Raw genomic sequence first — 21,397 nt, forward strand, 5'->3', positions numbered from 1 at the left:
TTTTTTCAGGGAATCCCCCGTCACCCCGCGGCGCCGATTACGGCTGGCTTATGCGGGCAGACACCATCAGCGATTCACATCCACAACCAGACGGCCCGCCACTTCGCCGGCCAGGATTTTTGCTGCCAGCGCGGGGACTTCTGACATGGCCACGGTTTTCGAGAGGCTGGCCAGGTGCTCACGATTCATGGTCGCAGCCAGGGCATCCCAGGCCCGCTGGCGACGCTGCTGGGAAGCCTGTACCGAGTCGATACCCCGCAGGGTCACCCCCCGGAGAATAAATGGCATCACCGATGAAGCCAGGCCGGCGCCGCCGGCGAGACCACAGGCGGTGACCACGCCCTCGTATTTCGTTTGTGCAATCGCGGTTGCCAGCACCTTGTCACCGACCGTATCGACTACCCCGGCCCACAGTTCTTGCTCCAGGGGCTTGCAGTCACGGGCCAGCTCCTGCCGGGGAACCAGCGCCGCTGCGCCCAGCCCCCTGAGGAACTCACCCTGCTCGTCGACCCGGCCGGTGCTGGCATGGACCTCATAACCCAGTCCGGCCAGCAGCGAGACCGCTACGGTGCCCACGCCACCGGCAGCGCCGGTAACCAATACCGGGCCATCTTCCGGCTTTACCCCCAGATCCTGCAGCCCCTGAACACAAAGCATCGAGGTATAGCCGGCCGTTCCCAGCGCCATGGTTTCGTAAGCGCTCATGCCGTCAGGTATGCGCACGATCCATTCCGGCCGGATTCGCTGCTTCTGGCTGTAGCCGCCATTGTGCACCTCTGACAAGCCATAGCCGTTGACCAGCACCTGATCCCCGGGTCGGTAAGCGGAGTCCGAAGACTCCACGACTGTGCCGGCCAGATCAATACCGCAGATCAGGGGCAGCCTGCGGCAGATTGGGGCCGCGCCACTGACCGCCAATCCATCCTTGTAGTTGATGGTGGAGTAAGCCACGTCCACCAGTACCGGCTCGTCCGGCAGGTCGACCAGATCCATGGATTTGAATTGCGCGACGGTCTTACCGTCCACTTCTTCTGCGACAATGGCGTTAAATGATGCAGACATATTGCTCTCCTGAATGAGCCAAGGGGCTACATGATAGATGCGGCGGCTGGGACTGTATATGGGACCAAAGCCAAACCCGCAGGGCAAAACAAGGCCGCTGATCAGGAGTTCTTTATGATAATGGTGCCGAAGGCGGGACTTGACCGGGCCGCGCAGGTCCGCACGAGCACCGCAAAGCGGCTGCGGCTCAACGCGAAAGGGCCTCTCGCCTGAGAAGCCCTTTGTGATAATGGTGCCGAAGGCGGGACTTGACCGGGCCGCGCAGGTCCGCACGAGCACCGCAAAGCGGCTGCGGCTCAACGCGAAGGGGCCTCTCGCCTGAGAAGCCCTTTGTGATAATGGTGCCGAAGGCGGGACTTGACCGGGCCGCGCAGGTCCGCACGAGCACCGCAAAGCGGCTGCGGCTCAACGCGAAAGGGCCCCTCGCCTGAGAAGCCCTTTGTGATAATGGTGCCGAAGGCGGGACTTGAACCCGCACGAGCATAGCTCACTACCCCCTCAAGATAGCGTGTCTACCAATTCCACCACTTCGGCGTGTCTGTTAATCCAGTTGCGGCAGGTCCCCCTCGGTCTCTACCTCTGGGCTGCCCACGGCGGCCGGCAGGTCGTCTTCGACCACCGGCAGCTCTTCCTCAACAGAGGCTTCCCCAGCCTGCATTGCGGCGGGCGGAATATCAATACCCAGATCGTTCACCGGCCGGGAGGCGTTGCTGGCGACCAGGGCCAGACCAAAACTGGTGGCGAAGAACAAGACCACCAGCCATGCGGTCGCCTTGGTCAGCACGTTGCCGCTGCCGTCTGAGCCAAACAGGGTCTGCGACGCGCCGGCACCGAAGGACGCACCCATGTCGGCGCCCTTACCCTGCTGCAGCATAATCAGGCCGATGATGGCCAGTGCTACCAGCAGGTGTACAACCAAAATAATCTGTTCCATTTTTCCTCTGTCCCTCCGGGACGTCTGCGATCAGGCAGCTGCGTTGCAGATTGCCTGGAAATCTTCGGCTACCAGGGCCGCACCGCCCACCAGGGCGCCATCTATGTCCGCCTGGGCGAACAACTCACCGGCATTGCCGGGCTTGACACTGCCGCCATAAAGCAGGCGGGTCGCATCGGCATTCACGCCGGTGACACCGGCCAGTTCGGCGCGAATGAAAGCGTGTATGTCCTGGGCCTGCTCCGGTGTTGCCGTCAGTCCGGTTCCTATCGCCCACACCGGTTCGTAGGCGATGACCAGGCCATCCAGCTTCGAGTGACCATCAAGGGCACCGGCCAACTGGGCCGCCACCACCGCCTCTGCCTCGCCGGCCTCGCGCTGCTCCCGGGTCTCACCCACGCAGAGCACCGGCTTAAGGCCCGCTTCGATTGCTGCCGCAAGCTTGGCAGAAATCAGGCTATCGCTCTCATTGTGGTAAGCCCGGCGCTCGGAGTGACCCAGGATTACCCAGTCGCAACCGAGGTCAGCCAACATGGTCGCTGCCACTTCACCGGTATAGGCGCCAGCTTCGGCGTGACTGCAATCCTGCGCGCCCACCCCAATGGCGGAACCGGCACAGAGCTCCAGGGCCTGCGCCAGATGCACGTAGGTGGGGCAAACGGCGACTTCCACGGTATCGGCAATGTCGCTGGCCAGCAGCGCACCCAACAGGGTACCGACACTTTCCCGGGAACCGTGCATCTTCCAGTTACCTGCTACCAGCGGCTGACGCATATTATCTCCGGGCCAAAAAAGCGGCGGCAATCTTACCCAAGATACCCCGCGCTGGCAAGAAACCGATTATCACCCGAGAATCCGCTCGACTTCGGCGGCCAGTCCCTCACACAGGCGCTGCACCTCAGCCGCATCCTCACCTTCTATCATTACCCGCACCACTGGCTCGGTACCGGAGGGCCGCAGGAGCACCCTGCCCCGCTCACCCAGTTGCTGCTCTATGTCAGCGACCGCAATATCGATACCCGGGTAGGCAGACAAATCGACCTTACCGCTGGCTTGCACATTGATCATGGTCTGCGGGTACTTGGTCATGCCCGCACGCAGTGTTGCCAGGCTTTCCCCGGCGTCGCGAACCGCCCGCAGCACCTGCAGGGCGGCGACGATTCCGTCACCCGTGGTGGTGATATCGCTACAGATGATATGGCCGGATGACTCGCCGCCCAGGTGCCAGCCCTCCGCTTCCATCCGTTCCTTGACGTAGCGGTCGCCCACCTGGGCCCGCACCAACCTCAGTCCCTCCTTGCGCAGGGCGATCTCGGTGCCGAGATTGGTCATCAGGGTACCCACCACCCCGGCATCACTCTCACCGGACGCAAGGCGGTGGCGGGCAATGATGTAGATCAGCTCATCACCGTCAACCAGCTCTCCCCTGGCGTCGACGAACAATACCCGGTCGCCGTCACCATCGAAGGCAATACCCAGATCTGCCCCCGTGTCTTTAACCAGGGCAGCCAGGGCATCGGTGTCGGTGGAACCCACGCCCTCGTTGATATTGAAGCCATCGGGTTGCACCCCGAGGCTGATGACCTCCGCACCCAGCTCGGAAAACACGCTGGGGGCAATGTGGTAGGTGGCACCATGGGCACAGTCCACTGCCAGGCGCATCCCGCGCAGGTTAAACCCTTCCGGAACGGTCGATTTACAGAATTCGATGTAGCGGCCGGCGGCGTCAACCACCCGCACGACCTTGCCAATATCCCGGGAACCCACCGTCTCCAGCGGCTTCTCCAGCTCTTCCTCTATAGCCAGCTCAACCTCGTCGGGAAGTTTGGAACCGCTGGCAGAGAAAAATTTGATGCCATTGTCCTGAAAGGGATTATGGGAGGCGCTGATCACGATGCCGGCGTCCGCCGCCTGGGTCCGGGTCATCAACGCCACGGCGGGGGTTGGCATGGGGCCCAACAGTTTCACGTCGACACCGGCCGCCACCAGCCCCGCCTCGAGGGCAGATTCGAACATGTACCCCGAAACCCGGGTGTCCTTGCCGATAATCACTGTGCAGCGGTCGTCACTGGCGGCCAGGCGGGTGAATACCCGGCCACAGGCCCAGCCGAGTTTGAGCATGAAGTCCGGAGTGATGGCACCTTCGCCCACTGCACCGCGGATACCATCGGTGCCGAAATATTGTCTTGTCATTGTTGATCCAGCTCTGCCAACGCGATGCACATGGCCAGCGCATCGCTGGTCTGGGCCACGTCGTGTGTCCTGATAATGGCAGCCCCCCGTTCAACCGCCAATACTGCCAGGGCGAGGCTTGCTGGCAGCCGCTCGTCAACCTCCCTGCCGATCAGCTTACCGATAAGTGACTTGCGTGACAGCCCCACCAGCAGGGGCGCGCCCAGCGTTGCCAGGTGCGGCAGGTTTTGCAGCAGCGTGAGATTATGGGCCACTGTCTTGCCAAAGCCAAACCCCGGATCCAGCAGCAACTGCTCGCGCCGGATGCCGGCCAGCACGCAGGCCTCCATACGCCGCGCCAGAAAATCGGACACTTCGGCCACCACATCTTCGTATACGGGGGCTGACTGCATCGAACCGGGATCGCCCTGCATGTGCATCAGGCACACCGGCAAGCCGGTTGCAGCAGCGGCATCCAGCGCGCCCTCACGCTGCAGGGCGCGGACGTCATTGATCAGGCCGGCGCCCAGGGCTGCGGCCTCGCGCATCAGCACCGGGCTGCTGGTATCCACCGAGATCACCACATCCAGTTCGGCCGCAATCCGTTCCACCAGCGGCAGCACCCGGTCCATTTCCTCACCCTCGGTGACCGGCGCCGCACCCGGGCGGGTGGATTCGCCACCGATATCGACCAGGGCGGCACCGGCGGTCACCATCGCCCGGGCGCGGCCGAGGGCCTGTTCCAGGTCCAGTTGTCCGCCCTGGTAGAGTGAACCGCCGTCGGAAAAGGAGTCGGGTGTGGTGTTGATGACCCCCATCACCCTCGGGCGGGAAAGATCAAGGGCGCGCCCGGCGCAGTCGAGCACCGGGGCCGGGATATTGCCGGAGGTCAAGGGAAGGCTCAGTGCTCGCCGGCGGGGCCACCAATCGGACGGTCGGAGCCCTTGGCGTCTTCCTCACTGGCGGTGGCCTGGGCGCTGCCGCCGCCACCATCGCGATCACTCCAGCCGGCCGGTTCGCGCGGTGTGCGTCCGGCCATGATGTCGTCGATCTGGTCGGCGTCTATGGTTTCGTACTGCATCAGCGCGTCGGCCATCACGTGCAGCTTGTCGACATTTTCCTCGAGCAGGCGCTGGGACGTGGCGTAACACTCATCGATAATGCGGCGTACTTCCTTGTCGATCTGGGTGGCGGTCTCGTCCGACAGGGCCTGGTGCTGCTGGGCGGCACTGCGTCCGAGGAACACTTCCTCCGGCCCCTCGTCGTACATCAGTGGTCCCATCTTCTCCGACAGGCCCCACTGGGTGACCATCTTGCGGGCAATGTCAGTGGCCCGCTGGATATCGTTGGAGGCGCCCGTCGTGATGCCGTCTTTGCCCAGGGTCATTTCCTCGGCGACACGGCCGCCAAACAGGCTGCATATCTGGCTGATGATGTGCCGCCGGCTGTGGCTGTAACGGTCTTCCTCCGGCAGGAACATGGTCACCCCCAGGGCGCGTCCCCGGGGAATAATGCTGACCTTGTACACCGGGTCGTGCTCGGGCACCAGCCGGCCAACAATGGCGTGACCTGCCTCGTGGTAGGCCGTGTTGCGCTTTTCATCCTCGGACATGACCATGGATTTGCGCTCGGCACCCATCATGATCTTGTCCTTGGCCAGTTCAAACTGCTGCATACCCACGGTGCGAACGTTGGCGCGGGCGGCAAACAAGGCGGCCTCGTTGACCAGGTTGGCCAGGTCTGCGCCGGAGAAACCCGGGGTACCGCGGGCGATCTTGGACGGCTCCACGTCCTCTGACAGGGGAACCTTGCGCATGTGCACCTTGAGTATCTGCTCACGGCCGCGAATATCGGGCAGGCCCACGACCACCTGGCGGTCAAAGCGCCCGGGGCGCAGCAGGGCGGGGTCCAGCACATCGGGGCGGTTGGTGGCAGCGATCACGATCACGCCATCATTCACCTCGAAACCGTCCATTTCCACCAGCAGCTGGTTCAGGGTCTGTTCACGCTCGTCGTGACCGCCGCCGAGACCGGCGCCGCGATGGCGACCGACGGCATCGATCTCGTCGATGAAGATAATACAGGGGGCCTGCTTCTTGGCCTGGTCAAACATGTCGCGGACGCGGGAAGCACCCACACCAACAAACATCTCGACAAAGTCGGAACCGGATATGGAGAAAAACGGCACCTTGGCCTCGCCGGCAATGGCCTTGGCCAGCAGGGTCTTACCGGTACCGGGCTGGCCCACCATCAATACGCCGCGAGGAATGCGGCCGCCAAGCTTCTGGAAACGGCTGGGATCCCGCAGGAACTCCACCAGCTCCTGCACGTCTTCCTTGGCTTCATCAACGCCGGCGACATCGGCAAAGGTCGTGGTGATCTGGTCTTCACCCAGCAGACGGGCCTTGCTCTTGCCAAAGCTCATCGGGCCACCGCGGCCTCCCGCGCCACCCTGCATCTGGCGCATGAAGAACATGAACACGGCGATAATGATCAGAATGGGGAATGAGGCCACCAGCAACTGGGTCCACACGCTCTGCTGCTCCGGCTTCTTACCCTCCACAACCACGTTGTGTTCCAGCAGGTCGTCCATCAGCCTGGGATCCTCGACCATGGGCCGGATGGTTTCGAAGCGGCTGCCGTCATAACGCTCGCCGCTAATGGTCAGGCCATCGACGGTGACTTTCTGCACCTGGTCCCGCTGGATTTCCTCGATAAACTCCGAATACTGCAGTTGCTCCGAAGGGCTCTGCATATTGAAGTTGTTAAATACGGACAACAGGACTGCGGCAATCACCAGCCACAACAGTAGATTTTTTACCATATCGTTCAATGCTGCATCCTCTGGGACTTACCCCGACAGGCCGGTCATCGCGCCGGGGCGACGACCTGACAGCCATGCTCCTCAATTATAGCTTCTTCCCCGCAAGCGACGGGGAACCGCAGGGCCGACAATACGACCCTGAACTTGTTACGTAAGAAAACAGGATTTATCTCACCGCAATGTACTACAGATGAGGGCAGGCGGCCACGTTTCAACCCCGCAACTGTCGCTTCCCGGCCACCGATTATCGCCCCCTGAACCCGGTCGCCACCAGGTAAACCTCCCGGGAACGGGGCCTGGAAGCCTTGGGTTTGCGGGTCATCACCTTGTCGAACGAGTCCCGGGTATCCCGGAACAGGTCATCAAAACCCTCACCGTGAAACACTTTGGCCACAAATGACCCGCCTGGCGCCAGCACCCTGCGCGCCATATCCAGCGCCAGTTCTACCAGGTACATGGATTTTGGCTGGTCAACCGCGGTGACGCCGCTCATGTTGGGGGCCATATCGGAGATCACGATATCCACCGGTTCCCCGTCAATGGCCGCCAGAATCCGTTCAAAGACCTCGTCCTCGGTGAAATCGCCCTCGATAAACTCCACCCCGGCCAGGCTGTCCATGGGCAGGATATCCGACGCAACGACCCGGCCCTGGTGGCCCACGAGGTCGGCGGCAACCTGAGACCAGCCACCGGGCGCACTGCCGAGGTCAACCACCGTCATACCCGCGCGGATCAAGCGGTCTTTTTCCTGCAGCTCCAGCAGTTTGTAGCAAGCACGACTGCGGTAGCCATCGCGTTGGGCCTGCTGCACATAGGGATCATCCCGGTGCTCTTTCAGCCAGGCCTTGCTGGAGGATCGCTTCTTCGCCATAAATATTGTCTATAGTTACGTTTCGGGCCGGTGGCCGCTTGTGTAGAATACGCGCCCCCTGACGGGGCCGGCGGCCCCATTGTAGCGTGGATTCACTATGAGCAAGAAAAGTAAACAGGACATCAAACAGCTGCGCGCCATCGGCCACAAGTTGAAACCGGTGGTGACCGTTGCCGGCAACGGCCTGTCTGAGGCGGTCGTGGCCGAAATCGATCGCGCCCTGAACCAGCACGAACTGATCAAGATCAAACTCGCCGTGGGCGGCAAGGACGCCAAAATCGCCATGGCCAGGGAGTTATGCGAGCGTTCGGGTGCTGAAATCGTCCAGAGCATCGGCAATGTGATCCTGGTCCTGCGGCGCACGGCGGAACCGGATCCGCGGCTTTCCAACCTCATCAGGCCCCTCTGACGCCCCCACAACCGACCGCAAAAATCGCCGTTTTCTGTATTCCCCCACGAGCATTCTTTTGGTTATGATGTAGCGGATTCCCGAACGCGGAGGGGCGCCACGGTATGGGGAATATTCTCGAGTTTCCATCGGAACAGGCCAAGGGGCTGGCTTATCTCGACCGCCAGATTCGGCAATTGCTCACCAACAAGGGCGCAGATGAGGACCTCATCGACTACGCCGCCGCTCAACTCACCCGCATCTACAAAAGAATCAAGGAATCAGAGCAATACTGCTTCGGAATCCGCCTGCCGGAAGGGCTGACGGAACAGGAGCGAACGGCCCTGAAAATTGATATCGATGCCGGCCTGGAGACCATCCGCAAGGAGAACCACGGGCTGATCATTGAACTGGTGGCGCAACTGGTGCTCGCCCAGGTACAGATTTTCCAGCTGCGGCGCGGTTAGCGAAAACGCAGCCAGCCATATAGCAGCAGTGGCGCCATCGCAGCCACGGCGAGGGCGGGGCCGATGTGGAAGACCAGTATATGGGCGGGCTGGTACATGCAGGCAATCTGCATGTACAGGGCCGGCAGAATGCCGGCTGACAGCCCTGCCAGCACCGCCGCCCTGAGCGGCCCCAGCGCGTAGAGCCGACGCTGCCAGTACAGCAGGGCCAGCAGTGGCGGCCATGCGTAGACAAAGGTTTCGATAAAACAGTGATCGCGTTTGCCCAGCATACTGGGCTCCAACGCAGGACTCACAAACCCCAGGATAAAGCCCGCCAGCCACAGGACTCCCAGCACAGCAACGATTAGCGTGAATCCCCGGTTCAACGCCCCGGGAACGGCGACGCGGAACGCGGTCAGTGCCAGGCCCGCCGCCGCCAGGCTGCCCACCAGCATCTCCATGAGGAAGCGCGGTTCGGACTGTAACTGGCCCATGGCGGTGGGTCGTATTGGCCCCAGCAGGTGAGTGAGCACCACCACGTACAGGGCACTGAGACCCAACCACAGGCAGGCGAGGCGCAGCGGATCAGGCACCGCTTTCACCGGTGCCAGGTCACCGGCGAGACTGTCCAGCAGTTCTTCGCGATCCCTCATGGTTGTTCAGTCTCCATCCACTTACGCAGGCGTTTCACCGCCCTGTGCACCCTGACCTTGAGCGCACTCTCAGATATCCCCAGGCGCTGGGCCGCTTCCGCGGTACTCAGGCCTACTATCTTGGTGAGTTCCAGGGGAAGCCGCAAACTTTCCGGCAGTTGAGCCAGCAGCCGCCCCTCATCGAGTTCTTCATCCGGTCCGCTGGTGGCCGGTTCCACCGCACTGCCCTGTGGCCCGAAATGACGCCCGCGCACTTCCGCCCGGCGAATCGCGTCGGTTGACTTGTAGCGGATAATGGCAAAAAGCCAGGGCCGGAAGGGACGCCGTCCATCATAGGTGTGACGGGCTTCATGCACCGCGACCAGCACCTCCTGGGCGCAGTCCTCGACGAAATCGTAACCGCCGAGACGGGAGTGCAGGTAACCGGAAACCAGCGCAGAGAGCTCCCCCAGCAATTGCCGGTAGTCGCTCTCATTGCCCGCCTGCGCGCTGACCATCAGCGCCGACCAGCGCAACTCATCCTCGGCGTATTGTTCCGCGTGGGCGTCCGGCATCGCCTCCGGTGCAATGGCCGCCAGCAAGGCGGACATCTCCTAGTTATGATATTACCTACGTGTGACAATCACCCTGGCCACGGGGTTCCGCCAATCGTAGGCATTCGGGCGCAAGGTGTTGCCGGGCAGGCGGTGGAAGCCATTACTGACATGGACGAAACCCTCGTCGCCGGCAGCGGGTTCACCGTTGTAACCTTCGCCGCCGCAGGTCGGTCCGGGAATATTGCGGCAGTTCTGGTCATTTGCCTCGGTACCCGCATCGTAGGCTTTTAGGTAGTAAGTGACAGACCCCTCCGCCGGCAACGCCATACTGTCGAGGGCAGCGAAGGTATCGTTGGTGGGAATCAGCATGGCGGCCATGGAAATCGTGTCACCTTCGCCGGCCATCACCATCGCACTGACACTGGCACCGGGAGGCAACAGGCCCGGGACGGTGTCCACATAGGATGCTACGTTTACCACGGCGTCCGCCAGCGGCATTGTGTCTCCGCCCTCGGCAAGAATTTCCAGTTCCATGCTGGCGGGCTGGCCCAGTTCGAACAGGTGCAGGTCGGCCGCGTGGGTAACCAGTAATTGCGGGGTAAGGGTTTGCCCGGGAGTCATGTTGGTCAGCGTGACCTCATAACTGGCAGAGCCGCCGCCGAATACCCAGGGAGAGCCGGAGAAGTCGATGCCCTGGGCGAAGGCGGTGGAGCCACCAAGGGCCAGAACTGCTGCTATCGAGTGGAATTTGAACATGACGCATCTTCCTGTGGGTGTGGGTTTACCCACCAATTCGCTCGAAGATGGCAAAAGGTTACAGGGGGCCGAATTTTTTTCAGCCCATGATCCACTCGGTGACCCGGTACACCGCAATTGCCGCGGTGTAGGCCAGCAGGAAGTAGCCGACAAACATTTTCAGGGTCAGGGAGCGCGACTCGCTCTCCTTGGCGAGAATCGCCAGGGTGGATACGCACTGCAGGGAAATGGCGAAGAACACCAGCAGGGCAAGGCCAGAGCCCAGGGCCAGGTCGCTATTCTGGATATGCTCCACCAGCGGCACCATGTTTTCATCAGCGCCCTCGATACCGAAGATCGTACCCAGAGTACCGACAAACACCTCCCGCGCGGCGAACGAGGTAAAGATCGCCACACCGTAGCGCCAGTCCAGCCCCAGCGGCGAGAATACCGGCTCCACCAGGTGTCCCAGCTGGCCCAGCCAGGACTCCCCCAGATCGGCCCCGTAATTGGGGAAATAGCCCAGCACCCAGATCAGGACGGTGACCGCAAAAATGATCTTGCCAGCCTTGGTAACAAAATGCTTCGACCGGTTCCAGGCATTGCGCACGATGGGTTTGATACCCGGTAGACGGTAGGGCGGCAACTCGAGCACAAAGGGCAGGTCGGTGTAGTGGTCCTCGCGGGTGCGAGAGACCAGGCCGGTAATCACCAGCCCCATCATCATGCCAAAAAAGTAAATGGCGAACATCGCCAGCCCCTGCCAGCCGAACAGGCCGCCCAGGGTGGTTTCGGCAGGGATAAAGGCGGCAATGAGCAGGGTGTAAACCGGCAGGCGCGCACTGCAGGGCATCAGCGGAATCGCCATGTAAGTGAGCATTCGCTTACGGGGGGAATCAATGGCCCGGGCTGCGTAAATGCCGGGAATCGCGCAGGCCACGCCGGACAGCATCGGGATGAAGCTCTTGCCAGTGAGGCCAAACAGGCGCAACGGCTTGTGGCAGATCAGCGCGGCCCTGGCCATATAGCCGGAGTCTTCCAGCAAACCAATCACAAAGGTGAGGACGAATATCTGGGGCACAAATACCAGGAAGGCACCGATACCGCTGAATAAGGCATCGGAGGTAAAGTCCCTCACCAGTTGATTGCCCAGCAGCGGCACCAGCGCATCCGCCAGCCAGGCCAACGAACCCTCGACCGCATCCATGGCGGGGGCGGACCAGGTAAAAATGGACTGGAACAGCAGGTACATGATCAGGAAAAAAGAGACACCGCCGGTAAATGAATGCAGGAAAAAGTTATCCAGTCGGGTTTGAGTCCGTATCAGGACATCGCCATCCGGGCCGAACCGGTGGGCGAGCTTGTGCGCTTCTCCGCGCAGGATCACATCGGGGGTATCCATCAGGTGGGGCCGGCCTGCCCTTGCCGGGTCCGGCCGGCGAGCAAGCAGTTCGGTCACCGCGTCCAGCCCCTTCCCCGAGCGGGCAGATATGGGCAGCACCCGGGTATACAGGGCGGCGGAAAGGCCATCCACGTCCAATTCCAGGCCATGGTTGTCCAGCACGTCGATCATGTTGGCCAGCACGGTGATCTGCTTGCCGTTGCGTTCGCAGTCGCGAATGACCTGCAGGGTAAACAGCAGGCTCTTTTCCAGTCGGGTGGCGTCGATCAGGCACAGCACCTGCTCCACCTCGGGATCTTCCAGCGCCCGTTCGAAATAATCCACCGCCACCTCTTCCTCCGCGGAAATCGCCTGCAGGGAATAGGTACCGGGAAAGTCCACCAAGATCTTCTCGGGAACGGCCTGTAGCTTGCCGGAACCCACGTCGACGGTAATGCCCGGGAAGTTGGCCACTTTCTGGCTGAGGCCGGTCAGTCGGTTGAACAGCAGGCTCTTGCCCGAGTTCGGGCTGCCAATCAGGATAACCTTACTCATTGACAGCGCTCAGGCGAACGGAAACGTGAGCCGCTACTTCATCGTCCAGTGAGAATACGGTGTTGCTGACCTGGTATACCTTGGGCGCACCGAAAGACGGTGATTGCAGGCAGGTGACATGCTCCCCCGGATGGAAACCGAATTCCATCAGGCGGATTCTGTATTTTTCAGCCAGGGCTTCGTCATAGCCCAGAATTTCGCAGCGATCACCCGCTTTCAGGGACCACAGGGAGGGAATTACAGCCACCAGAGACCTAACGTGCCAACTCAATTGCGGGCGATCATATCAGTAATGATAATGATTTGCATCAATAGGGAGTGACCGATCCGCCATTAGCATCTATTCTTTTCACACCGCACAGTTAACGACCATGAGGCCTGGACCCAATGACCAAACTAATGCAATCCCTGTTCGCCGCCGTGCTCCTGTTCGCTACCGCCCAGTACGCGCAGGCAGACAACTACAGCGATACCAAGAAAGTGTTCATCAACGCCGGCGAGAGCGGCTCATATTTCAGCAACGCCTACGGTTACGCCATTTTCCCCACCATCGGTAAAGGCGGTATGGGTATCGGCGGCGCCCACGGATCCGGCCGGGTATACGTCGGTGGCCAGCATGTGGGCGATACCAAAATGACCCAGCTTTCGATCGGCTGGCAGTTGGGCGGGCAGGCTTACAGCCAGATCATATTCTTCGAGGACAAACGCGCCTTCGAGGATTTTACCTCGGGCAACTTTGAGTTCGGCGCCCAGGCCACAGCCGTCGCGATCACCGCATCCGCCGGCGCCCAGGCCACCACGGGTGGCGGCACCCAGGCATCCGTGGCAGGCGGCAAGAATGATGCGTCCACCACGTCACTGGGCTATCGCAAGGGGATGGCGGTATTTACTGTGGCCAAGGGTGGCCTGATGTATGAAGCGGCGATTGCAGGGCAGAAGTACAGCTACACGCCCAAGTAAGTTTTCTAAAAGGTTCCGGTCGTTGCGATGAGCGGAATCTTTGCTATCCGGTTCGCGCGGCGGGGATGCCTACTGAAACGGCCACAAGCTTCGCTGCGTTTCCGGGCTGCTGCGCAACTCGACCAAACATTGCTACGCAATTTTTCGGGACTCGGACAGTGCTCGCAGAAAGCCCCCGAAAACGCAGCTACGCAAAAAGCCGTGGCCTGATTGTTTCTGTAGAAATCCCCGCCGCGCGCACCTTGGTCCTGCGCTTGCTGTGGACCAAATCGTCCCGGCTTTCTAGATGTGCTGAACCTGGTCGATTTCGTACTCGATATCGCCGCCCGGGGCCTTGACCACGACCACGTCACCTTCTTCCTTGCCGATCAGGGCACGGGCGATGGGTGAGCCGACGGAGATCAGGTTTTTCTTCACGTTGGCTTCGTCTTCGCCGACGATTTTGTAGGTCACTTCCTCGTCGGTTTCCACGTTGATCAGGTCTACCGTTGTGCCGAAGATGACCTTGCCGGTTTTGGCAATCTGGGTCACGTCGATGACCTGGGCATTGGACAATTTTCCCTCGATCTCCATGATCCGGCCTTCGGTGAAGCTCTGCTGTTCACGGGCGGCATGGTATTCGGCATTTTCCTTCAGGTCACCGTGCTCGCGGGCATCGGCAATGGCGTCTGAGATGCGGGGACGCTCTACCTTTTTCAGGTGTTCCAGTTCCTGCCGCAGGGCGGCTTCGCCGGCGACGGTCATTGGTACTTTATTCATGAACGGATACTCCCATGCAGGTCCTGTAGCCTGCGTACTTTCTTGTCACCTTCTTCCTGTAGCGACATGGTGATCGCCTCGGCCGCCGCCAGGGTCGTCGTGTAAAACACCCGATGGGCCTCTGCACTGGCCCGGATAGGCGCCGAATCTTCAATGGCACGCCGACCCTCGGTGGTATTGATAATGAAGTCCGCCTCGTCATTCTTGATCATGTCAACGATATGGGGGCGGCCTTCCAGCACCTTGTTAACGCGGCGCACTTCCAGTCCGGCCTTCTCCAGGGCATCGGCGGTACCGCCGGTGGCGACCAGTTTAAAGCCCATACGCACCAGGTCCCTGGCCACGGCAACCGCACCGGGCTTGTCCACATCGCGAACGCTCATCAGCACGGTACCGGATTTCGGCGGCGCGTCACCGCCGCCCAACTGGGCCTTGGCAAAGGCGGTGGCAAAGTTGTCGCCCACCCCCATGACCTCGCCGGTGGAGCGCATTTCCGGACCCAGTATGGGGTCGACACCGGGGAATTTATTAAAGGGCAGTATCGCTTCCTTGACACTGTAATAGGGGGGCACGATTTCCTTGGTAAAGCCCTGGGATGCCAGGGTCTGGCCGACCATACAGCGGGCGGCAACCTGGGCCAGGGAACGACCGATGCACTTGGACACAAAGGGCACGGTGCGCGACGCCCTCGGGTTTACCTCGATCACGTAGATTTCGTTGTCCTGCCAGGCCAGCTGCACATTCATCAGGCCGCGCACGCCCAGTTCCAGGGCCATTTTCTTGACCTGCTCGCGCATTTCATCCTGCACGGCGGGGTCCAGGCTGTAGGGCGGCAGGGAGCAGGCCGAGTCACCGGAGTGCACACCGGCCATCTCGATATGCTGCATGATGGCGCCGATCACAACGTCCTCGCCATCGGAAACCGCATCGATGTCAATTTCGATAGCCGAGGAGAGGAAGCTGTCCAGCAACACCGGACTGTCGTCCGATGCCTGCACCGCCTGGGTCATGTAGCGCAGCAGGTCTTCTTCCCGGTACACGATTTCCATCGCCCGGCCACCCAGCACGTAGGAGGGACGCACCACCAGCGGATAGCCGATGTGGGACGCTGCCTCCACGGCTTCCCCGGTACTGCGGACGGTAGTGTTTGCCGGCTGCTTCAGGCCCAGCTTCTGGATCATCTGCTGGAATCGCTCCCGGTCTTCGGCCCGGTCGATGGCGTCCGGGGTGGTGCCGATAATGGGTACGCCCTCCTCTTCCAGCCTGCGGGCAAGCTTCAGCGGCGTCTGGCCACCGAACTGGACGATCACACCCTTGGGCTTCTCCAGCGCCACGATCTCCAGCACATCCTCCAGGGTTACCGGTTCAAAGTAGAGCCGGTCGGAGGTGTCGTAGTCGGTAGACACGGTTTCCGGGTTACAGTTGACCATGATGGTCTCGTACCCATCTTCGCGGGCGGCAAGCACCGCGTGCACGCAGCAGTAGTCGAACTCAATGCCCTGGCCAATCCGGTTGGGACCGCCGCCCAGTACCAGGATCTTGTCCCGGTCGGAGGGCGCCGCCTCACATTCTTCCTCGTAAGTGGAGTACATGTAGGCGGTCGCAGAGGCAAATTCCGCGGCGCAGGTGTCCACCCGCTTGTACACCGGGCGAACGCCCAGGGCCTGACGGTGGTGGCGCACTTTGCGCTGGCTCGAATTGAGCAGGACCGCCAGGCGCTCATCGGAGAAGCCCTTGCGCTTCAGGCGGAACATCTGCTCGGCGTCGATATTCTTGAGCTCTACCGTTTTGAGGCTGTCCTCGGTGTTGACGATGTCCTCGATCTGCACCAGGAACCAGGGGTCCACCCCGGAGAGCTTGTTGATCTCGTCGACGCTCATGCCGGCGCGGAAAGCATCGGCGATATACCAGATACGCTCGGCGCCTGGGTTGACCAGTTCATTGGTCAGTTCATCGCGCAGGTCCGGGTCGTCCACGTCGATCTTGTGTTCAAAGCCGGCGGAGCCCACTTCCAGGCCGCGCAGGGCTTTCTGCACGGACTCCTGGAACGTACGGCCGATGGCCATGACCTCGCCCACGGACTTCATCTGGGTGGTGAGACGGGCGTCGGCGCCGTTGAATTTCTCAAAAGCGAACCGGGGAATCTTGGTCACCACATAGTCGATGGCGGGCTCGAAGGACGCCGGCGTCGCGCCACCGGTAATGTCGTTCTGCAGTTCATCGAGGGTATAGCCGATTGCCAGCTTGGCGGCCACCTTGGCAATGGGGAAGCCGGTGGCCTTGGAGGCCAGGGCCGAGGAGCGGGACACCCGCGGGTTCATCTCGATAATGACCAGCCGGCCTGTCCTGGGACACTGGCCGAACTGGACGTTGGAACCGCCGGTTTCCACCCCGATCTCGCGCAGCACCGCCAGCGAGGCGTCGCGCATGATCTGGTATTCCTTGTCCGTCAGGGTCTGGGCCGGCGCCACGGTGATGGAGTCACCGGTGTGCACGCCCATGGCGTCGAAGTTTTCGATGGCGCAGACGATAATGCAGTTGTCGTTCTTGTCGCGGACAACCTCCATCTCGTATTCCTTCCAACCAATCAGGGACTCGTCGATCAGGAGCTCATTCGTGGGCGACAGGTCCAGGCCGCGCATGCAGATTTCTTCGAATTCGTCGCGGTTGTAGGCAATGCCGCCGCCGGAGCCGCCCATGGTAAAAGAAGGACGGATAATGCAGGGGAAGCCAATGGAGTCCAGCACCTGGAATGCCTCTTCCATGCTGTGGGCGGTGGACGCGCGCGGTGTCTCCAGGCCAATGCGTTTCATGGCGTCGTCGAACAACTGGCGGTCTTCGGCCTTGTCGATGGCTTCCTTGGTGGCGCCGATCATCTCCACGCCGTGCTCCTCGAGCACCCCGTGCCTGGCCAGGTCCAGTGCGCAGTTAAGAGCGGTCTGCCCGCCCATGGTGGGCAGCAGGGCATCGGGCTTTTCATTGGCAATGATCGTGGCGACCGTCTGCCACTCAATGGGCTCGATATAGGTTGCATCCGCCATCGACGGGTCGGTCATGATGGTCGCCGGGTTGGAGTTCACCAGTATCACCCGGAAGCCTTCCTCGCGCAGGGCCTTGCAGGCCTGGGCGCCGGAGTAATCAAATTCGCAGGCCTGGCCGATCACGATGGGACCGGCACCGAGGATCAGGATACTCTGGATGTCAGTTCTCTTGGGCATTCTTACTCCCCAGCGCGAGCTTCGATGAGCTCGATAAAGTGGTCAAACAAGGGGGCCGCGTCGTGCGGGCCGGGGCTGGCTTCCGGGTGACCCTGGAAGCTGAAGGCGGGTTTATCCGTGCGATGGATGCCCTGCAGGCTGCCATCGAACAGTGACTTGTGAGTGACCCGCAGGTTGCCGGGCAGGCTGTCCTCATCCGCGGCAAAGCCGTGGTTCTGGCTGGTAATCAGCACGGTGCCGTCATCGATACTCTGCACCGGGTGGTTGGCGCCGTGATGGCCAAACTTCATTTTTACCGTGCTGGCACCCGAGGCCAGGGCCAGCAACTGATGACCCAGGCAGATGCCGAATACCGGGATATCGATTTCCAGGATCTGCTGGATCGCCTCGATAGCGTAGGTACAGGGCTCGGGATCACCGGGGCCGTTGGAGAGAAAAATACCATCGGGATTCAGGGCCAGCACCTCGGCAGCGGGGGTCTGCGCCGGCACCACGGTCAGGCGACAGCCTCGATCGACCAGCATCCTGAGGATGTTGCGCTTGACCCCGTAGTCGTAGGCCACCACATGCCAGGGCAACTCGGATTCGGCTCTTTCACTGTGGCCAACGCCCTGTTGCCAGCTGCCTTCAGTCCAGCGGTAGGTCTCGGTGGTCGTCACTTCCCTGGCCAGGTCCATGCCCTTGAGCCCCGCAAAGGCCCTGGCCTTGACCAGCGCCTCGGCCTCGTCGATGCCGGCGCCTGCCATCAGGCAGCCGCTCTGAGCGCCCTTTTCGCGAAGAATACGGGTCAGCCGGCGGGTATCGATATCGGCGATGCCGACGATATTGCGGATTTTGAGATACTCGGACAAACCCTGTTCATTACGGTAATTGCTCGCCATCAGCGGCAGGTCACGTATCACCAGGCCCGCAGCCCAGATACTGGTGGATTCCTCGTCTTCGCTGTTGGTGCCGGTATTGCCGATGTGGGGATAGGTGAGGGTAACGATCTGGCGGGCATAGGAGGGGTCGGTGAGAATCTCCTGATAACCGCTCATGGCGGTATTAAATACCACTTCCCCGACGGAGATACCGTCGGCTCCAATTGCTAAGCCCTTGAAAACACTACCATCTTCAAGGACCAATATGGCAGGACTGGACAAGCAAAACCTCCGTCAGCAGGGTGCAACCATCGCTTTGCGCCATTCATTCGCGCGCTCACAAAAAGGCGAGATGGGTAACCGCATCTCGCCATATGACATTAATTAAGCTCTGGTTTTCACAGGAACACACAGTGTCCGGTGCGCGATCCGGACTTGTGAAATCTGGCGTGAGATTCTAGGTTAAGCTGTCCTTGCTGTCCAGTCAGTTTGGGGGTTTAGGGGCCGCAATTTGGACCGTGCGGGCAACGCCCCGGCCCCGGGCGTCGGCGGCGGCGCTGACCTTGCCAGCATTGACGGCGATGGCCTGGACGTCACCCAGGTTACCCCAGCTGTTCGCCTGCACGGTGTAGCCCAGTGCCTCAAGCCCCGCCACGGTGGTGGCGGGCACCTCCCGCTGATCATGGCGAATCAGGCGGGCAGCGGGTAGCTGATGGTGAAATCGCAGTACGTCAACCGCCTGTTCCAGCGGCATGCTGAAGTCATAGACATTGAGAATGACCTGGAATACGGACGTGAATATGGTACTGCCACCGGGCGTGCCCAGCACCAGGGCGGGTTGGCCATCCCGCAACAGGATCGTGGGTGTCATGGACGACAACATGCGCTTGCCCGGCTCGATGGCGTTGCGGTCGTTGCCGATGACGCCAAACTTGTTGGGCACCCCCACCTTGGCGCTGAAATCGTCCATCTGGTTGTTGAGCAGGTAGCCCGCGCCGCTCACCACGACACCGGAGCCGAATTCCCAGTTGAGGGTATAGGTCAGCGAGACCGCATTGCCCTCCCCGTCCAGTACCGAAAAGTGCGTCGTGTCCGCAGACTCCAGGCCCGCTGCCACTGTCTCTGCGGCCGATATTGCCTGCGGATTGACCGTTGCTGCGCGCCGCTTGAGATAGTCATCGCTCAACAGCTGTGGCAGCGGCACATCGACAAAGTCAGGATCACCCAGGTACTCGGCACGATCAGCAAACACCCGCTTTTCCAGTTCCGCCAGCAGGTGTACGTACTGCGCCCCGTTGTGCCACAGTTCCCGGAAATGCGGATCGGCAAACTCCCGCAACTTGAGCAGTTGGACCAGGGCAAAGCCACCGGAACTGGGCGGTGGTGCCGATACGACTTCCAGATCGCGCCACCGTTCCCTGATGGGCTCGCGCCAGACAGCCCGGTAATTCGCCAGGTCCTGCATGGAAATCAGGCCGCCGCTGGCCTGCATTGTGGCCACCAACTGGCGAGCGGGTAGCCCACTGTAAAACGCCCTGGCGTCCTCGGCAATCAGGCCCAGGGTCGTGGCCAGTTCCGGCTGCTTGAACGGTTTGCCCGCGCGCATGCTGCCGAAGTACTGGTGAAAATTCGTTTCGCCGGCATCCTCCACAACTTTCTCGGCGGCCATCAGGGCCAGCGCGTCCGGCACGACGAAACCCTCCCAGGCCAGCGCTATCGCCGGCTGCAGCAGCCGCTTCCAGGGCAGGGTTCCGTAGCGCTGGTGGGCCGCCCACATGCCGGCCACGGTGCCCGGCACACCGGAGGCCTTGGCGCCCACAATCGACATGCGCTGCTGGAAGTCCCCCCCCTCATCCAGGTACATGTCCCGGTGCGCCAGGGCCGGAGCCCGCTCGCGAAAGTCGAGGAAGGCCGCCTCGCCGTCGACAACGCTGGTCATAAACCCACCACCACCGATATTACCGGCTTCGGGATAGGTCACTGCCAGCACAAAACTGGCGGCAATCGCGGCATCCACCGCGTTGCCACCGTCAAGTAACACCGCCTCGGCGGCCGCGGCAGACCACTTGTCGGGCATGGCGACCGCAGCCACATCCGCCCAACTCCGGAATGCGACAACAAAAACAATGATAAATAGAACGGCGCGCATTAACATTCCCCGACGAGACAACGATAAGAGCCAAATCATACTGCCCGCCAGGCCACAAAAAAAGGAAAGACCATGGCTTACAGCTCAGGGAAATGCGCCGTTATCACCGGAGCCGGCAGTGGCATTGGCCGGGCGCTGGCACTGCAATTGAACCGGGAGGGCTGCACCCTGTACCTCGCGGACATCAATCCCCGGACCCTGGACGAGACGGCGACGCTGCTGGAACGCAAGGACGTCAGTTGTGATTTGCAGGTCCTCGACGTGGCCGACCTGGCTGCCGTCGGGGCCTGGGCACAACGGGTGTCCGCTGAACGCGGGCAGGTAGAGATCGTTGTCAATAATGCCGGTGTTGCCATCGCGGGCACCGCGGAGGAGAACCGCTACGAGGATATCCAGTGGCTGATGGGCATTAACTTCTGGGGGGTGGTGCACGGCACGCGGGCATTCCTGCCATTGCTCAGAAAGTCCGCCCAGGGCCACCTGGTCAATATCTCTTCGGTGTTTGGCATGATCAGCGTACCCACCCAGTCAGCCTACAATGCGTCGAAATTCGCCGTTCGCGGTTATACCGAGTCCCTGCGCATGGAACTGGCCGGCAGCAATGTCCACGTGTGCTGCGTACATCCCGGGGGAATCAGCACCAATATCGCCCGCGACTCCCGCGGCGGAGACGCAAGTCCGGAGGACCGGGATGCCGAGTTCCAGAAGATGGCCAAGACCTCCGCTGATTCCGCCGCCGCACAAATCATCAGGGCGATCGAGAAACGCAGGAAGCGACTGTTAATCGGCCCGGACTCGAAATATGTCGCCCTGTGCACCTGGCTGGCGCCGGTGAACTACATGCGACTGCTGGCGCCCTTCCTGAAAGACACCCTTGAGGTGGCAAAGTGA

At 61.3% G+C, this 21,397-nt stretch carries 20 protein-coding genes and 1 tRNA gene; 4 read left to right on the plus strand and 17 right to left on the minus strand.

The window, feature by feature from the left end; translation table 11 throughout:
* Positions 1-66: 66 nt before the first annotated feature.
* The 8 genes from E2F43_RS13805 to rlmE all read right to left on the minus strand — a co-directional run bounded on the left by E2F43_RS13805 (position 67) and on the right by rlmE (position 7,863).
* Positions 67-1,062 carry an MDR family oxidoreductase gene (locus tag E2F43_RS13805; RefSeq protein WP_133213650.1) on the minus strand — a complete coding sequence of 332 codons (996 nt, stop codon included), beginning with the start codon at positions 1,060-1,062 and terminating at the stop codon, positions 67-69.
* Between the two features lie 448 nt (positions 1,063-1,510).
* Positions 1,511-1,596: transfer RNA gene (locus E2F43_RS13810), tRNA-Leu, on the minus strand.
* A gap of 7 nt (positions 1,597-1,603) precedes the next feature.
* Positions 1,604-1,996 carry a preprotein translocase subunit SecG gene (gene secG, locus E2F43_RS13815; protein ID WP_133213652.1) on the minus strand — a complete coding sequence of 131 codons (393 nt, stop codon included), beginning with the start codon at positions 1,994-1,996 and terminating at the stop codon, positions 1,604-1,606.
* A 30-nt stretch (positions 1,997-2,026) separates the two neighbouring features.
* Entirely contained in the window at positions 2,027-2,770 is a 744-nt protein-coding gene (gene tpiA, locus E2F43_RS13820) for a triose-phosphate isomerase (RefSeq protein WP_133213654.1), read from the minus strand.
* A 69-nt stretch (positions 2,771-2,839) separates the two neighbouring features.
* On the minus strand, positions 2,840-4,189 hold the full coding sequence (glmM, locus tag E2F43_RS13825; RefSeq protein ID WP_133213656.1) for a phosphoglucosamine mutase: 1,350 nt from the start codon (positions 4,187-4,189) through the stop codon (positions 2,840-2,842).
* Positions 4,186-4,986 carry a dihydropteroate synthase gene (folP, locus tag E2F43_RS13830; protein ID WP_133214340.1) on the minus strand — a complete coding sequence of 267 codons (801 nt, stop codon included), beginning with the start codon at positions 4,984-4,986 and terminating at the stop codon, positions 4,186-4,188. Before folP ends, glmM begins: the two co-directional genes overlap by 4 nt.
* Positions 4,987-5,069: 83 nt before the next feature.
* The gene (ftsH, locus tag E2F43_RS13835; RefSeq protein ID WP_133214342.1) at positions 5,070-6,992 is read right to left on the minus strand and encodes an ATP-dependent zinc metalloprotease FtsH; all 1,923 of its coding nucleotides are present in this window, start codon (positions 6,990-6,992) and stop codon (positions 5,070-5,072) included.
* A 244-nt stretch (positions 6,993-7,236) separates the two neighbouring features.
* Positions 7,237-7,863, minus strand: a complete 627-nt coding sequence (gene rlmE / locus E2F43_RS13840; protein WP_133213658.1) for a 23S rRNA (uridine(2552)-2'-O)-methyltransferase RlmE — start codon at positions 7,861-7,863, stop codon at positions 7,237-7,239.
* A 97-nt stretch (positions 7,864-7,960) separates the two neighbouring features.
* Here rlmE and E2F43_RS13845 point away from each other — a divergent pair, with 97 nt between their 5' ends.
* A complete protein-coding gene (locus E2F43_RS13845; RefSeq protein ID WP_133213660.1) occupies positions 7,961-8,272 on the plus strand; it encodes a YhbY family RNA-binding protein in 312 nt (103 codons plus the stop codon).
* 104 nt (positions 8,273-8,376) lie between these two features.
* A complete protein-coding gene (locus E2F43_RS13850; RefSeq protein WP_133213662.1) occupies positions 8,377-8,718 on the plus strand; it encodes a hypothetical protein in 342 nt (113 codons plus the stop codon).
* On the opposite strand, the gene E2F43_RS13855 is transcribed toward E2F43_RS13850, so the two are convergent.
* The 5 genes from E2F43_RS13855 to E2F43_RS13875 form a co-directional block, all read right to left on the minus strand.
* Positions 8,715-9,353 carry an NrsF family protein gene (locus E2F43_RS13855; protein ID WP_133213664.1) on the minus strand — a complete coding sequence of 213 codons (639 nt, stop codon included), beginning with the start codon at positions 9,351-9,353 and terminating at the stop codon, positions 8,715-8,717. The two genes, E2F43_RS13850 and E2F43_RS13855, sit on opposite strands and share 4 nt — an antisense overlap.
* On the minus strand, positions 9,350-9,934 hold the full coding sequence (locus E2F43_RS13860; protein WP_238946923.1) for a sigma-70 family RNA polymerase sigma factor: 585 nt from the start codon (positions 9,932-9,934) through the stop codon (positions 9,350-9,352). Before E2F43_RS13860 ends, E2F43_RS13855 begins: the two co-directional genes overlap by 4 nt.
* A 24-nt stretch (positions 9,935-9,958) precedes the next feature.
* Positions 9,959-10,645, minus strand: a complete 687-nt coding sequence (locus tag E2F43_RS13865; protein ID WP_133213668.1) for a spondin domain-containing protein — start codon at positions 10,643-10,645, stop codon at positions 9,959-9,961.
* A 79-nt stretch (positions 10,646-10,724) separates the two neighbouring features.
* Positions 10,725-12,560, minus strand: coding sequence for a ferrous iron transporter B (gene feoB / locus E2F43_RS13870; RefSeq protein ID WP_133213670.1), 1,836 nt, complete (start codon positions 12,558-12,560; stop codon positions 10,725-10,727).
* The gene (locus tag E2F43_RS13875; protein ID WP_133213672.1) at positions 12,553-12,807 is read right to left on the minus strand and encodes a FeoA family protein; all 255 of its coding nucleotides are present in this window, start codon (positions 12,805-12,807) and stop codon (positions 12,553-12,555) included. Before E2F43_RS13875 ends, feoB begins: the two co-directional genes overlap by 8 nt.
* Positions 12,808-12,947: 140 nt before the next feature.
* On the opposite strand from E2F43_RS13875, the gene E2F43_RS13880 reads away from it, so the two are divergent.
* The gene (locus tag E2F43_RS13880) at positions 12,948-13,520 is read left to right on the plus strand and encodes a YSC84-related protein (protein WP_133213674.1); all 573 of its coding nucleotides are present in this window, start codon (positions 12,948-12,950) and stop codon (positions 13,518-13,520) included.
* Positions 13,521-13,802: 282 nt separating this feature from the next.
* On the opposite strand, the gene greA is transcribed toward E2F43_RS13880, so the two are convergent.
* The 4 genes from greA to ggt all read right to left on the minus strand — a co-directional run bounded on the left by greA (position 13,803) and on the right by ggt (position 20,506).
* On the minus strand, positions 13,803-14,279 hold the full coding sequence (gene greA, locus E2F43_RS13885; RefSeq protein WP_133213676.1) for a transcription elongation factor GreA: 477 nt from the start codon (positions 14,277-14,279) through the stop codon (positions 13,803-13,805).
* Positions 14,276-17,497: a carbamoyl-phosphate synthase large subunit gene (gene carB, locus E2F43_RS13890; protein ID WP_133213678.1), complete on the minus strand. Its 3,222-nt coding sequence runs from the start codon at positions 17,495-17,497 to the stop codon at positions 14,276-14,278. The genes greA and carB overlap by 4 nt, the downstream gene beginning before the upstream one ends.
* Before the next feature lie 2 nt (positions 17,498-17,499).
* Positions 17,500-18,639 carry a glutamine-hydrolyzing carbamoyl-phosphate synthase small subunit gene (carA, locus tag E2F43_RS13895; protein ID WP_133213680.1) on the minus strand — a complete coding sequence of 380 codons (1,140 nt, stop codon included), beginning with the start codon at positions 18,637-18,639 and terminating at the stop codon, positions 17,500-17,502.
* Between the two features lie 202 nt (positions 18,640-18,841).
* Complete coding sequence (ggt, locus tag E2F43_RS13900; RefSeq protein ID WP_238946924.1) at positions 18,842-20,506, minus strand: gamma-glutamyltransferase; 1,665 nt, start codon at positions 20,504-20,506, stop codon at positions 18,842-18,844.
* A 72-nt stretch (positions 20,507-20,578) separates the two neighbouring features.
* On the opposite strand from ggt, the gene E2F43_RS13905 reads away from it, so the two are divergent.
* Positions 20,579-21,397, plus strand: coding sequence for an SDR family NAD(P)-dependent oxidoreductase (locus E2F43_RS13905; protein ID WP_133213682.1), 819 nt, complete (start codon positions 20,579-20,581; stop codon positions 21,395-21,397).

It is taken from the genome of Seongchinamella unica, from assembly GCF_004354085.1.
In the GTDB taxonomy this organism is placed as follows: Bacteria; Pseudomonadota; Gammaproteobacteria; order Pseudomonadales; family Halieaceae; genus Halioglobus; species Halioglobus unicus.

Excerpts from the sequence above, each read along its gene's own strand:
- E2F43_RS13845 (WP_133213660.1), top strand. The coding sequence starts at position 7,961 with ATGAGCAAGAAAAGTAAACAGGACATCAAACAGCTGCGCGCCATCGGC.
- E2F43_RS13880 (WP_133213674.1), top strand. The coding sequence starts at position 12,948 with ATGACCAAACTAATGCAATCCCTGTTCGCCGCCGTGCTCCTGTTCGCT.
- E2F43_RS13850 (WP_133213662.1), top strand. The coding sequence starts at position 8,377 with ATGGGGAATATTCTCGAGTTTCCATCGGAACAGGCCAAGGGGCTGGCT.
- feoB (WP_133213670.1), bottom strand. The coding sequence starts at position 12,560 with ATGAGTAAGGTTATCCTGATTGGCAGCCCGAACTCGGGCAAGAGCCTG.
- greA (WP_133213676.1), bottom strand. The coding sequence starts at position 14,279 with ATGAATAAAGTACCAATGACCGTCGCCGGCGAAGCCGCCCTGCGGCAG.
- E2F43_RS13805 (WP_133213650.1), bottom strand. The coding sequence starts at position 1,062 with ATGTCTGCATCATTTAACGCCATTGTCGCAGAAGAAGTGGACGGTAAG.
- carB (WP_133213678.1), bottom strand. The coding sequence starts at position 17,497 with ATGCCCAAGAGAACTGACATCCAGAGTATCCTGATCCTCGGTGCCGGT.
- ggt (WP_238946924.1), bottom strand. The coding sequence starts at position 20,506 with ATGCGCGCCGTTCTATTTATCATTGTTTTTGTTGTCGCATTCCGGAGT.
- ftsH (WP_133214342.1), bottom strand. The coding sequence starts at position 6,992 with ATGGTAAAAAATCTACTGTTGTGGCTGGTGATTGCCGCAGTCCTGTTG.
- secG (WP_133213652.1), bottom strand. The coding sequence starts at position 1,996 with ATGGAACAGATTATTTTGGTTGTACACCTGCTGGTAGCACTGGCCATC.
- E2F43_RS13865 (WP_133213668.1), bottom strand. The coding sequence starts at position 10,645 with ATGTTCAAATTCCACTCGATAGCAGCAGTTCTGGCCCTTGGTGGCTCC.
- folP (WP_133214340.1), bottom strand. The coding sequence starts at position 4,986 with ATGGGGGTCATCAACACCACACCCGACTCCTTTTCCGACGGCGGTTCA.
- glmM (WP_133213656.1), bottom strand. The coding sequence starts at position 4,189 with ATGACAAGACAATATTTCGGCACCGATGGTATCCGCGGTGCAGTGGGC.
- tpiA (WP_133213654.1), bottom strand. The coding sequence starts at position 2,770 with ATGCGTCAGCCGCTGGTAGCAGGTAACTGGAAGATGCACGGTTCCCGG.
- E2F43_RS13855 (WP_133213664.1), bottom strand. The coding sequence starts at position 9,353 with ATGAGGGATCGCGAAGAACTGCTGGACAGTCTCGCCGGTGACCTGGCA.
- rlmE (WP_133213658.1), bottom strand. The coding sequence starts at position 7,863 with ATGGCGAAGAAGCGATCCTCCAGCAAGGCCTGGCTGAAAGAGCACCGG.
- E2F43_RS13905 (WP_133213682.1), top strand. The coding sequence starts at position 20,579 with ATGGCTTACAGCTCAGGGAAATGCGCCGTTATCACCGGAGCCGGCAGT.